The following is a 12,630-nucleotide window of genomic DNA, read 5'->3' as shown; positions in this document are numbered from 1 at the left end:
GTTCTCGACTACTATCTGACTCCTGTCAAGATTGTCGGCGGTCAGGCAAAAGCGGACGGGAAAGCCTCGACGGTTTCTGGAATCAAGGTTCTAGACGATTACACGATTTCCTTTACTCTTGAGCAACCCTTCGCTCCGTTCATCCAGATTCTTGCGATTCCGGCGTTCGGTATCCTTTCGGAGAAGGCTGTGGCGCGGCTGGGAGATAACTACTTTGCTCATCCTGTCGGATCCGGTCCGTTCTATGTCAAGGAATGGCAGCGCGGCAGCCATGTTTTGTATGCAGCCAATCTCAAGTACTTCAAAGGCCGCCCGGCATTGGACGGAGTCCATGTCGATATCGTCGAGGATGAGAATACGCAGGTCCTCAAATTCAAAACGGGCGAGCTTGATGTTCTTTATCCACCCCTTGCACAATATGACGACCTGGTCAAGACCTATGCTACCAACGTCTACAAAACCGCAGATATGAGTTATTACCGCATTGATTTCAACATCAAACGGAAGGGCCCGCTTCAGGACATACGCATCCGTCAGGCGATTGGCTATGCAATCAACCGCGAACAGATCCTCGCCAAGATCCTGAAAGGGCAGGGTTATCTTGCAAAAGGCATCTTCCCTCCAGGGCTACCCGCATATAACGCTACCCTCCCGGGGTTCAGCTACGACCTGGCCAAGGCAAAGCAGCTCATGATAGATGCTGGTTACCCCAATGGGTTCTCACTCGAGATGGTCATGCGGTCGGGGAGAATGGAGGACGAGCATCTAGCATTCCAGGAAGCCCTCAAACAGATTGGCATTACGGTAAACCTGACCAAGGTCGACAGCGCCACATACTGGCAGCTCCTGGGCGCCGGTGAAACCGATATTGCCTACCGCAACTGGTATGCCGATTTTGCTGATCCTGACAATTTTACGGCTCCCTTGTTCCGCACAGGAGCTGACTCCGACATGGGGTGGGCAAAACCCGAATATGACGCAATCATCGACAAGGCAGCAAAGTTGACGCGTATGTCCGACCGCATTCCGCTGTACCAGGACTTGGAGAAGAAACTCATCTACCAGGACGTCGTGCAGTTCCCTCTCTGGAACACGATTACCACCGTTATTTTGAATCCTAAGGTGCGCAATTACTATTTGCACCCCTCCGGAGTCGTTGCCTACTACCCAGTTTATCTGGCACACTGACAAGGAAAATTCACCCGGCTGGGTAATCCCAGCCGGGTGGTGCTGCGGAGAAACCATGAGAAACTATATCATTCGCCGGTTGCTCCTGCTCATCCTGGTGTTGTGGGGAGTAACTCTGGTAACGTTCATCTTGATGCATGTTGTTCCGGGCGACCCAGCAAAGGTACTGCTGGGAAAGCTGTCAGGAAATGAAGTACTCGTTACAAAACTTCGACATCAACTTGGGCTGGATAAACCTCTGATTGTACAATATTTCGAGTTCGTGAAAGGCATACTGCGTGGAAACCTTGGGAACTCGTACAAATTCAAGGCTTCGGTGATGTCGCTTATCCTCGAGCGCATGCCGGCAACGATCAAACTGACGTTCGGTGCCCTTATCATTGGGCTTCTAGTCGGCCTTTCATCTGGCATTATTTCAGCCGTGAGACGCTATTCCGTTTGGGATACCTTCAGCATGTTATTCGCATTTATCGGCGTCTCAATGCCTGTTTTCTGGCTGGCGATGCTCCTGCAACTGCTGTTCGCCGTCAAACTCGGGTGGTTTCACGTCTCTGGTTTTGAAGGACTTCGTGATCTTATCCTGCCTTCAGTCACACTGGGGCTTATCTATTCGGCCTCAATCGCGCGCATGACACGCTCTTCCATTCTCGAGGTAATCCGCATGGACTATGTGCGGACTGCACGTGCAAAAGGAGCATCAGAGCGAATAGTCTTTTCCCGACACGTCTTCCGGAATGCCCTCATCCCCATCGTTACTATGATCGGAATGCAATTCGGTGGGTTGCTTACCGGAGCTGCTTTAACAGAGACGGTCTTTCAGATACCAGGAGTCGGAAAATTGCTCATCAACAGCACTCTTGATCTCGACTACCCGATGATTCAGGGAGGGGTGATGTTCGTGGCCATTGTCTTCGTTCTCGTTAATCTGTTCGTTGACGTCCTCTATGCGTATCTTGATCCGACGATCCGTTATGATTAGCCCAAAACAGAACAAGTCAGAAACGGGTGGTGCGCCACTCGCCGCAGTTCAGGGGAAAGATGAAGAGCTTCTTGCCGCAGAAATCGAGGCAGAAGCCCAACAGACGTCAATGATCACGGATATCTGGCATCGTCTGAAAAGGCACCGGCTGGCAATGGCAGGACTTGCCATTATTGTCGTGCTGATTCTGACTGCCATCTTTGCAAGCGTTATTGCCCCCTATAGTTACCGGGACCAGAATCTTGACCAAGCTTTGCTGTCTCCTTCCCGTGATCATCTGTTTGGCACAGATCAGTTCGGACGCGATTTGTTCAGCCGCATCATTTACGGCAGCCGTATCTCGATTGCGGTTGCATTTCTTCCCGTTATCGTGAGTGTGGGCATCGGTGTCCTTCTCGGAGCTATCTCCGGCTACTACGGGGGCTGGATTGACCTGCTGATTATGCGCCTGGCCGACATCATGTTTGCATTTCCAAGCCTTCTCTTCGCCATTGCCATCATCTTCGCCATCGGACGTGGAATTCTCAGTCTCTTTATTGCTCTCGCTCTCGTCGACTGGGCAGGAGATGCTCGACTGATCCGGGGTCAGGTACTGTCCATACGATCCAAGGAGTATGTCGAGGCAGCACGCGCCATTGGTATGAGCGACCGTCGTATTATCCTGCGTCATGTACTCCCCAATTGTCTTGCCCCTATCATCGTCACAGCATCCATGTCCATTCCGGGAGTCATCCTCACCGAAGCATCTCTTTCATTCATCGGACTCGGGGTACAACCTCCCACACCAAGTTGGGGGGCCATTCTCAATGATGGACAGCGGTTTATTGGAAATGCTCCATGGATGGCATTCTTTCCTGGCGCTGCTATCTTTCTGACCGTTCTCGCTTACAACTTTCTCGGAGATGGTCTCAGAGATGCAATGGATCCCTTTCTCAAGAATTGAGTTCCGTCTGATTCTTCTATCGGGCACTGGCATCAGAACAAGGAAAATTCGATGTCGGTGCCCATTGGGGGCACAACATGTGTGACACGCTTGTAGCTCTTGCTCCAATGACACTGAATGGCCATACGATGCTGGCAAAGAATAGCGATCGCGAACCGAACGAAGCCCAACTCCTGACGGTTGTGCCACACAGGACCCACAGCGAGCCGAGACTCAAGACGACCTACATCGAAGTCGACCAGGTGCGGGAAACGAATGCCGTCCTGCTCTGCAGGCCTTTCTGGATGTGGGGTGCGGAGATGGGCGTCAACGAGTATGGTGTCGCCATCGGCAACGAGGCGGTCTTCACCCGTGGTGGATACGGCAAAACGGGACTGACCGGCATGGATTTGCTCAGGCTGGCTCTGGAACGCTGCGACAGTGCTCGCTCAGCCGTAGACATAATCATAACGCTGCTGGAACAATATGGCCAGGGTGGCAACTGTGGCTTCACCAAGCAGTTCTACTACAACAACAGTTTCCTGGTCGCCGACATAACCGAGGCCTGGGTCCTGGAGACGGTCGGAAAGCAATGGGCTCGCAAGAAGGTCAGCGGAACCGGAGCGATCTCCAACCTCCTGACAATCGGCTCCGACTGGGATGAGCTGTCGCCAGGTGCCGAGGTCTTCGCCGAGCAAAAGCACCTGCGACGCGGCAAGGACAGAATGGATTTTGCAGCCTCGCTCTCGGACCCTCTGTTCACAAAGTTCTCCAGAGCACGCGCGCGTCGTGCCATCAGTCTCAGCTCTCTCGGTTCAGGCGCCTCAGCCAGCGTAGCAACGATGAAAACAGCGCTGCGTCAGCATGACGGCCCGGGCTACGCTCTGTCAGAAGGCAGTGTCGGTTCAGTGTGCATGCATTTTGGCGGTCTCGTGGGCGATCAGACTGTCGGCAGCATGGTGGCCGACCTCAACAAGTCAGGGCCCGTCGCGTGGGTGACAGGCGCATCGGCGCCATGCATCGCTCTGTTCAAGCCGATCGCGCTGGATGCCAAAGGCGCCGGGATGTTCGGTGAGGACCAGCAGGAAGAGGCGCTCAACTACTGGCTCGAGAACGAGCACATTTCGCGGAACCTGCAGAACAACTATGCCGAGAAACATGAGGCCATCGAGAAGCTGCGAGCCCCGCTCGAGCAGCGCTTCGAGGAAATGATGGCAGATGCCGCACCGGAATACCGCAATCAAGCTGCACGGGAGTGCTTCGAGCTCGAGAAAGAGTACCGTGTCGCCGTCTGGAAAGCGATTGAGCCACTGGACCACCCGACGAGACACTCCCCCGTGTTCTCTCTGCAATGGCGGAGGGGGAACAGAGACCTCGTCCGTCGGTGGCCGGTCTACTTGCAGTCCTCGGAGAACGCCTCGACGGTGTAAGTGAAGACGCTCAGACCCGGCTGAGAGAGGCTCTCCGTGTGGAGCCCAGCCTTGTGACAGAGAGCCTCGAGGAATCCGCGGACGTTTGGTAACTCCTCCCATACCTGTGGCAGAAATGTGGCCTGATAGACTCCATGCTGAAGAATGACGCCGGGACGTGTTGCCGCAAGCTTCGATTGAAGGTCCGCCAGCGAGGAGAACGCGAGTTCGGCCGGAACAGAAAGCAGAGAGACCTCGATGTGCAGATCTGCAAATTCGGTCTCCTCAACGGGTTCGAACCGTGGATCACTGAAAGCCGCCGACAACGCATTGGACGCAACCGCCTGGACCATAGGAGACACGGGCATGATTGTCCCGATGCAGCCTCGAAGCTCTCCGCGCTCGGTCAGCGTAACAAACACTCCCTGATCCTGCCAGAACTTGTCGTCAGGGAATTCCTCGCGCGTCGGCGTCAGTTCGTGTGCGTCCAGCAGCCGCATGCGAATCGATTCACGCGCCAGCACAAGCAATTGAAGGCGCTCATGTTCATTCATGCCCATTCTTGTCCTCCCAGAAGCCAATCGACGCGTATCCGACGACGGCAGACTTGTCCCCTGCCGTGTCACCAGAATTCCTGTATTCGACGAGCCGGGACTTCCAGCCACATATGCGTGCCATGGTGAGGATCGTCCTGATCGGCATAAACCCACAGGCATCGTTGCCACCCAGCTTGCCGCCCTCTCCCTTCAATATGTGCCCGATCGTAGTGCCGTCATGTTCCACTGCCATATCATATGGATCATAGTGACTGAGGTCACTGGAGGCGACGACGAGCATGTGAGGAAGATTCAGTGCCAGGAGCTCCTCAGCCAAGTTCCCCGTGTCCACTTCTCCCAGCACCAATGGAATAATGCTGAAATCCCCCAGGGATACCTGCAGGAATGGCAGCTGCACCTCGACCGCGTGCTCCATTGCATGAGCCTCACCGGACGTGAAGACCGAGGAGCCCTTCGTCAGGAGCTTCGCTGCATCCGACACGTTGATGTCTCCCAGTGGCGTCTGGAACACGTCTGCTTCCGGGAGTGCCGCACCCTTGAACCACACGTGATGACTCGGGGCGAGGATGACCACGGTCGTGTGCGCAGACTTATCCAGGCTCGCGAGACAGGCATAGCCCCCTCCCGCCACTGGACCCGAGTACACGTACCCGGCATGAGGAACGATCAAACCCCTGCATACAGCGCCGGCTGTGTCTGCCGGCAAACGTGCGCCCTTGATGTATCCCTCGACGTCGCTGCGCAGTTCATGAGCCTGCGCCGGGTAGAACTGCCCGGCAACGACGGCATTTCGTATCATCGGTCCACCCCCTTGATGTGAGTCCCACAGCTCGGACAGGTCAGGCCCGTCCTGGCTGTCACCGCGTAGCCCTGCCGTTCCACGACTGTTGCCCCACACCGTGGGCATACCGTATCGCTGGATTCATCGTGGACCGAAAGGTTCCCCGAATAGACATGGAGCAGCCCTTCCTCATGTCCAACTTGCACCGCCCTCTCGATTGAAGCAGCCAGCGTGATCGGCGTATCCTGCATGTGGTACATCGGAAAGAACCGCGAGACGTGCCACGGTATCGCAGGGTCGATTGACGCAACGAAGTGCGCCATGGCCTTCAGTTCATGCTCAGAATCGTTGAGTCCGGGGATGATCAACGACGTGATCTCCTCCCAGGCTCCTGCGTCATGGATCGCTCGTATGGCATCAAGGACAGGCTGGAGACGTCCACCGCACACGCGTCGGTAGAAGTCGTCGGAAAACGACTTCAGGTCGATATTGTAGGCATCGATCAGGGGCAGCGCTTCATCCAGAAGCTCACGGGAGTAGAAGCCATTGGACACGAACACCGTGCGCAAGCCGGCCTCTCTTGCCTGTACGGCGATGTCCAGGGCATACTCCGCCCACACTGCAGGCTCATTGTATGTACAGGCGATCGATGACGCTCCCTGCCGCAGCGCCAGTTGCACGACGGCTCCTGGGTCCAGAAAGGGCAGACGGGACAGCTCGTCATCGACATCTCGCGCCTGCGAGAGTTCGTAGTTCTGGCAGAAGGCACAGGTGAAATTACACCCGAATGTGCCCAGTGAGAGCGCGGTCGATCCGGGAAGGAAGTGATACAGCGGCTTCTTCTCAATAGGATCGAGCGCAACCGAGGTCGGGAGACCATAGACCATAGATTGCAGTTCTCCCTTCACCGTACGACGTACACCACACAATCCGGTTCTGCCTTCAGCGACCGCACACCCATGAGCGCAGGCAAGACACTTGACGGCCCCGCCCTTCTCCGCGCGACTGAGCCTCGCTGGTTTCATGTCATCTCCTCCGCCCCTGGCAGGGTTGCTGCTACGAGCCGGATAGCCAGCCGCAGGGCTGCACGTGTCGATTCGACGCGAATGTGGAGTCGGTCCCCGTCTAGGAGTAGTCGCTCCACTGTGCACGCCCGTGGCGTCGCGCAGGCTACGAACACGGTTCCGACAGGCGTACCTCTGTCGTCCGATGCCGGTCCCGCTACTCCTGTCGTCGCGAGCCCTACCTGCACATTCAGCCTCTCCCTGCAGCCCTGAGCCATAGCTTCCGCCACCTCGGCGCTGTCAGCGCCACGCTGCTTCAGCAACTCGACCGGTACTCCCAACAGCGCTGTTTTCTCCCGGTCCGCGTAGCCGATCACGCCACCCATATATGACACCGACGCTCCCGGCACAGCAGTGATAGCCGCTCCGACCATCCCCCCGGTGAGCGACTCAGCCGTGCCCAGGCACCAGCCGTGCTGAGCCAGTACGCTCAAGAGTGCTCCGGCAACCGCCAGCAGATCCTCGTTCGCGTCTTCGCTCATCCATCCGCCAGGCGACGCGCCCTCCGCGCCACCTCAAATCGCACCTTGTCGATATCAATGCCCAACAACTGCCTGTGCTCCATGACCCAGGAACCGGCAACCATGACCGAGTCGACAGCTCGACTGTTTGCCGACCAGAGGAGATGGGATGCCACGTTGTTCCTTGGACAGAAAGATTCATCCTCGAGATCCCAGAAGACCAGGTCTGCTGTGGCCCCATCACTCAGTGTTCCCACCCCCTCAAAACCAAGTGCTTGGGCTCCATTGCTCGTGGCCATCGTAAGGAGACTGGCGTTGCTGATGCCCGAGGCCTCCATGGTCGAACCTTTCATGACCAGACCCAGTACCCGCAGTTCCTCCAGCATGTCGACGTTGTCATTACTGGCTGCCCCGTCCGTCCCGACGCAAAGGTTTACTCCGCTGCCCAGCAGCAGCCTGTAGTCGGCGATACCGGACCCGAGCTTGAGGTTGCTCTGGATGTTCAAGGCAATGCTTGCCCCCGCGTCGCGCAGGATCTCTGCATCACGGGCGGTCATATGGACACAGTGGGCAGCGAGGAGCCGCGGCGGATTCTCGAAGTATCCCTGGTCAGCGTAGTACGAGATGGGAGACGCCCCATACGTTGCAGTGAAGTCCGCGACCTCCTCGCGTGTCTCGTGAAGGTGAAACTGCACGATGACGCCCAGCTCACGGGCACGTTCAAAGTTCTCCATGACAAATGCCGGCGTCGTGGTATACGGAGCGTGCGGCCCAAAACTGGCCTTGATCCGTCCGTCGGCCTTGTTGTTCCAGCGCACGACGAACTCTTCGGACTTCTCCAGCCTGCCCTGCTCATTGTCGAGGGAGGCGGTACCCGTCGAGAGATTGGCTCGTACGCCCGCCTCGTCCACAGCCCGGGCCACATCGTCCTCGAAGAAGTACATGTCGGCAAACGTCGTCGTCCCGGACATGATGCCTTCGGCCAGCGCAAGCAAGCTGCCATAGTAGATGTCGTCACCATTCATGAGAGCTTCGCGTGGAAACATGTAGTTATGCAGCCACACATCGAGAGGCACTTCGTCAGCAAGCCCGCGAAGAAGCGTCATGGCAAGGTGCCCGTGGGCGTTGACAAACCCAGGGGTAACCAGGTACTTCGACGCGTCGACGACGCCGGCGCCCTCGGGTGGATCCACGTGGTCAGCAATGCGGCTGATCTTCATTCCGTCCACAAGGATATCCACGACGCGCGTCGCGTCATCACTTCCCCCTCCAGTATCAAGTATCCTGGCCGACGTGAATACTCGTACCATCGCGCACGCTCCTTTTCCTATATCATAGCAACTCTCGCACAAATCTCGCTAGCGAAAAGCCCGCCCCGGCAGGGGCGGGCTGAGAGAACATGTAGTAAACCAGTAGCTCTAGATGCCCTTTGGAGCTATGCCGAACGACTTTCCGTCTTCGAGAGGCTCGCCGGGTGTCGAGAGCATGCTCCGTATGTCCTTGGGCATGCGAAAGATCCGCTCATGTGTCACGCCGTCATAGAACTTCAGTGCGCTTGTGTCCCCAACGCGATCTGCCAGAATCCTGTCGACCGTCGCGGCATCCATGTCCAGTGGGTCGTTCTTCTTGGAAGCCAGGATATACGACCAGGGAACATCGTACGCGCCGACATAGGAATACAGCGAACGGGCGATCGGGAAAACCGAACGGATGGTATCCAGAATCCTCTTGTGGATTGCAACGTTCGTCGGCTTCAGATATGACGAAGTAACACACAGGGTACCACCCTCGTCCAGAACGCGGAATGCGTGCTGATAGAACTCCTTCGTGAACAGGACAATTGACGGCCCACCCTCGAAGAGATCGGTCAGGTCTTCGATGATAACGCTGTAGGAGTGGTCAGGTTGACGCTCGATGAATTCGCGGGCGTCCTCGAAGTGCATGCTGACCTTAGGGTCGTGAAACGCGCCTTGATGATACTCCGGCAGGTACTGCTCATACAGCTGATTGGCTTCCTCGTCGATGTCGCACATGTCGATGTGCTCGACCGACTTGAAGCGCAGCAATTCGCGCAGAGACGCGCCTTCTCCGCCTCCGATCACAAGTACCCTGCGCGGGTCCGGGTGGCATACCATGGCCGGCTCGTTCAGGCACTCGTGATAGATGTATTCGTCCTTGACGGAACTTTGGCAGTCGCCATCGAGAATCAACATCTTCCCATAGTGCTCGGATTCCACGATCTCGACTGTCTGATACTTGGTCTTCCTGGTGGCGATCACGCCAGTCAGCGCGTGGAGATGAACCTCCCCGGGCTCAAACGTGTCATGATACCACTGCCATGCCATCTCTCATAACCTCCGTCTCGACGACCGAGTGCCCATAAACGCCTGGGTGTCCCTCGATCTCCTGTCCACGAGCAATCTCCGTCTTGACGATTGTCGTTGCCTCAAACTTCTCAGCGGCATACTCCATGGCCCGCCATGGATCGGTCTTTTCTCCACAGGTATAAACGTCTAGGGCAGCGTATCCGTACTCAGGCCATGTGTGAATGGACAGATGCGACTCGGAAATCACTACTACCCCACTAACCCCCTGAGGAGTAAAATGGTGAAACGCCAATTCCAGGATCTCTGCATTTGCTTGCAGAGCAGACTCGCGCAAGATCTCCTTAACTCTGTCCAGATCGTTTAGAACATCCGGATTACACCCAGAGACCTCGACTACCATGTGTCTACCTTCGGTGCGCATCTCGACCACCACCCCCTTTCAAAGATTAGTAAAGTAAGGATGAAGACGTTACTTTAACGTGTAGCATCATACCAGCAATCGACTGGATTGCAATGACGATGGGCCTCACGCTTGCGCATCCGTAACAAGGCACGCGAGAAGCCGGGGGGCTCGCCGTCTGGCCCGAGACCCCAACGCAGTGCGTCTGCTCCCCATGGGCAGACTGCTCAAGCACTTCCAGGGAGGAATCGATCCGGTGGAATCAACGTAGACAGCGAATCGCACCGATTGAGCCACGGTGCGGGCTCTATTGACGGGTGTCAATCAGACGATCCTGGTTCGATCAGGCAACCGCTGGGGCTGAGATACGCTCAGTCTGCGGGAATGTCCGGCTTCTCGTCCAGTTCACCGGGCACATCCTCGGCGTCCAGAACTGTCTGTGCTGCCGTCGCATTCTCTTCGTCCACCAGGATGTCGAATGACCCAAAGGGACCCTGATAGACAGTGCCGTACCCGTCCCTGACCGAGCGCTTGGCCATCGCCGGAATCCCGGCAGCAGCAAGCAGGCCAACAATCATGTTTGCTTCCATTTCATCAGAAGCCGTCGTGATAGCAATCAGTTTTGTATCCATAGTATTAGTATAGCGCAGGACGGCGACCCGTACCACAAGCACCCCGGTGACGGCTTTATCATTGCATTTTGGGTCCGTGACCATAGAATATATAAGAATCAGTTGTGGAGGTAATCATGGTCAGAGTACGCTACGCACCGAGCCCCACAGGGCACATTCATGTCGGCAATGCCCGAACAGCGATTTTCAACTACCTGTATGCCAGACACGAGGGCGGAGCCTTCATCATGCGCCTCGACGATACCGATCTCGAACGATCGACCGAAGAGAACATCGACTCGATGCTCGACGATATTCGCTGGCTGGGCCTGGACTGGGACGAAGGGTTCCTGAAAGGCGGTACCCTTGGGCCCTACCGCGAGACTGAACGCAAACCCCTCTACGACGGGTGCCTACGGCAGCTGCTCGATGAGGACAAGGCGTACCGGTGTTTCTGCACCAAGGACGAGCTCGAGGCCGAACGCCGTAAAGCGGAAGCCGAACATCGCATCTATCGATACGGCGGTACCTGTGCTCACCTGAGCGCCGAACAGGTCGCAAAGAACATTGCGGAAGGCAAGCCGTACGCGATCCGCCTGCGCATTCCACAGGAAGACGTCGTCGTCCACGACCTCATCCGAGGCGACGTCCAGTTCAAGTCAGAGGAATTCGATGACTTTGTCATTGCCCGTCAAAATGGTATTCCCATCTATAACTTCGCGACCGTTATCGACGACGCGCTGATGAAGATCACGCACATCATCCGGGCAGAAGAGCACTTGTCCAATACGCCACGCCAGGTCTTCATCTATCGGGCTCTGGGCTTCGACGTCCCGCAGTTCGCCCACGTCTCGCTCATCCTTGCTCCGGATCACAGCAAGCTCTCGAAGCGACACGGCGCCGTCTCTGTCGGCGAGTACCGCCTTGAAGGATACCTGCCCGAGGCACTCATCAACTACCTCGTGCTCCTGGGATGGTCCCCCAAGGACGACCGTGAGTTCTTCACCGTGGACGAGCTGATCAAAGAGTTCTCGCTCGGCGGTGTGGGCAAGTCCGGGGCTGTCTTCGACAAGAAGAAACTGACGTGGATGAACCACATGTACCTCGGCAGGAAAGATGCAGCATCCATTCTGACGATCCTCAAGGATGACTTCGCCGAACAGTATGCTGCAGCATTCGGCGGACTGCCGGAAGACAAGACGCTGGCCGCCATCGACCTCACCAAGGGCAACGCGCAGGTCCTCCCGGATCTCTTCCGGCTGGCTCGCAACATTGTCCAGCCAGACGTCGTCATCACGGACGAGAAGTCGCAGGAAGTCATCGGCTCGCCTGAGGCAAAACAGGTCCTGCAGTACCTCATGGAGCACTTCGATGCCATCCCGTTCGGCCAGGGCGATGACGCAATGAGCTCGTGGGTGGAAGACCTTCGCAACCAGATTCCACTCCCCGCCAAGAAACTCTACAGTCCCATCCGTGTTGCGCTGTTTGGCGCCAAGGACGGCCCGGAGATTGTCAAGCTGTTCCTGATGCTCGAGCCATCGTCGATTCACGAACGCCTGCAAAAAGCTTTGGCTCTCTAGCCAGCCCTTCACCACGGAATAACAACCCCTCAGCGTTGCTCTTGCTGAGGGGTTGTTTCTATGCCGAAGCTGATCGACCTGGAGCGCGTATGCAGTGGCGCAACAGGGGAAGAAGTATAGATGGGACTACAGCTTGTTGGCTTCGGCGATGAGGGTGTCGATGAAGGCAGAAGGCTCGATATTGCGGACGGGTTCGCCACGCACAAAGAGGACGCCCTGGTCACGGCCGCAGGCAATGCCGACATCGGCCGCCTTTCCCTCGCCGACACCGTTGACGACGCAACCCATGAGAGCAACGGTCACTGGCTTTATGATCTCACCCAGCCGCTCCTCGAGTTGCGCCACAAGGGA

14 protein-coding genes are annotated in these 12,630 nt (G+C 56.7%); 5 read left to right on the top strand and 9 right to left on the bottom strand.

Features of this window, described 5'->3' with window-relative positions:
* The 4 genes from SMC7_RS00515 to SMC7_RS00500 form a co-directional block, all read left to right on the top strand.
* A partial coding sequence (locus SMC7_RS00515) for an ABC transporter substrate-binding protein (RefSeq protein WP_133298270.1) occupies window positions 1-1,188 on the top strand: 1,188 nt, incomplete at its 5' end.
* A 55-nt stretch (window positions 1,189-1,243) separates the two neighbouring features.
* Window positions 1,244-2,167 (top strand): ABC transporter permease, encoded by a 924-nt coding sequence (locus SMC7_RS00510; RefSeq protein ID WP_119088432.1) that lies wholly within the window; start codon window positions 1,244-1,246, stop codon window positions 2,165-2,167.
* A gap of 109 nt (window positions 2,168-2,276) precedes the next feature.
* Window positions 2,277-3,110, top strand: coding sequence for an ABC transporter permease (locus SMC7_RS00505; RefSeq protein ID WP_119088434.1), 834 nt, complete (start codon window positions 2,277-2,279; stop codon window positions 3,108-3,110).
* 77 nt (window positions 3,111-3,187) lie between these two features.
* The gene (locus SMC7_RS00500; RefSeq protein WP_119088431.1) at window positions 3,188-4,519 is read left to right on the top strand and encodes a C69 family dipeptidase; all 1,332 of its coding nucleotides are present in this window, start codon (window positions 3,188-3,190) and stop codon (window positions 4,517-4,519) included.
* On the opposite strand, the gene amrA is transcribed toward SMC7_RS00500, so the two are convergent.
* The 8 genes from amrA to SMC7_RS00460 form a co-directional block, all read right to left on the bottom strand.
* On the bottom strand, window positions 4,483-5,058 hold the full coding sequence (gene amrA, locus SMC7_RS00495; RefSeq protein WP_119088430.1) for an AmmeMemoRadiSam system protein A: 576 nt from the start codon (window positions 5,056-5,058) through the stop codon (window positions 4,483-4,485). The genes SMC7_RS00500 and amrA overlap by 37 nt on opposite strands.
* Window positions 5,045-5,854 (bottom strand): AmmeMemoRadiSam system protein B, encoded by an 810-nt coding sequence (gene amrB / locus SMC7_RS00490; protein WP_165845018.1) that lies wholly within the window; start codon window positions 5,852-5,854, stop codon window positions 5,045-5,047. The genes amrA and amrB overlap by 14 nt, the downstream gene beginning before the upstream one ends.
* Window positions 5,851-6,861, bottom strand: coding sequence for an AmmeMemoRadiSam system radical SAM enzyme (gene amrS / locus SMC7_RS00485; RefSeq protein ID WP_119088433.1), 1,011 nt, complete (start codon window positions 6,859-6,861; stop codon window positions 5,851-5,853). The genes amrB and amrS overlap by 4 nt, the downstream gene beginning before the upstream one ends.
* Window positions 6,858-7,382, bottom strand: a complete 525-nt coding sequence (locus tag SMC7_RS00480; RefSeq protein ID WP_119088428.1) for a CinA family protein — start codon at window positions 7,380-7,382, stop codon at window positions 6,858-6,860. The genes amrS and SMC7_RS00480 overlap by 4 nt, the downstream gene beginning before the upstream one ends.
* Window positions 7,379-8,671: an amidohydrolase gene (locus SMC7_RS00475; protein WP_119088427.1), complete on the bottom strand. Its 1,293-nt coding sequence runs from the start codon at window positions 8,669-8,671 to the stop codon at window positions 7,379-7,381. Before SMC7_RS00475 ends, SMC7_RS00480 begins: the two co-directional genes overlap by 4 nt.
* Window positions 8,672-8,779: 108 nt before the next feature.
* The gene (locus SMC7_RS00470) at window positions 8,780-9,706 is read right to left on the bottom strand and encodes a spermidine synthase (protein ID WP_119088426.1); all 927 of its coding nucleotides are present in this window, start codon (window positions 9,704-9,706) and stop codon (window positions 8,780-8,782) included.
* A complete protein-coding gene (gene speD / locus SMC7_RS00465; protein ID WP_119088425.1) occupies window positions 9,684-10,109 on the bottom strand; it encodes an adenosylmethionine decarboxylase in 426 nt (141 codons plus the stop codon). Before speD ends, SMC7_RS00470 begins: the two co-directional genes overlap by 23 nt.
* A 350-nt stretch (window positions 10,110-10,459) precedes the next feature.
* On the bottom strand, window positions 10,460-10,720 hold the full coding sequence (locus SMC7_RS00460; protein WP_279386250.1) for a putative signal transducing protein: 261 nt from the start codon (window positions 10,718-10,720) through the stop codon (window positions 10,460-10,462).
* A 116-nt stretch (window positions 10,721-10,836) separates the two neighbouring features.
* On the opposite strand from SMC7_RS00460, the gene gltX reads away from it, so the two are divergent.
* Window positions 10,837-12,279 (top strand): glutamate--tRNA ligase, encoded by a 1,443-nt coding sequence (gene gltX, locus SMC7_RS00455; protein ID WP_119088423.1) that lies wholly within the window; start codon window positions 10,837-10,839, stop codon window positions 12,277-12,279.
* Between the two features lie 126 nt (window positions 12,280-12,405).
* Here the strand turns inward: gltX and SMC7_RS00450 are convergent.
* Window positions 12,406-12,630: flavodoxin-dependent (E)-4-hydroxy-3-methylbut-2-enyl-diphosphate synthase (locus SMC7_RS00450; RefSeq protein ID WP_165845016.1), on the bottom strand; the 225-nt coding region annotated here is incomplete at its 5' end.

Origin of the sequence: Candidatus Cryosericum terrychapinii (assembly GCF_003570925.1) — a bacterium.
GTDB lineage: Bacteria > Caldisericota > Caldisericia > Cryosericales > Cryosericaceae > Cryosericum > Cryosericum terrychapinii.
This window is presented reverse-complemented; position numbering and strand designations above follow the sequence as displayed.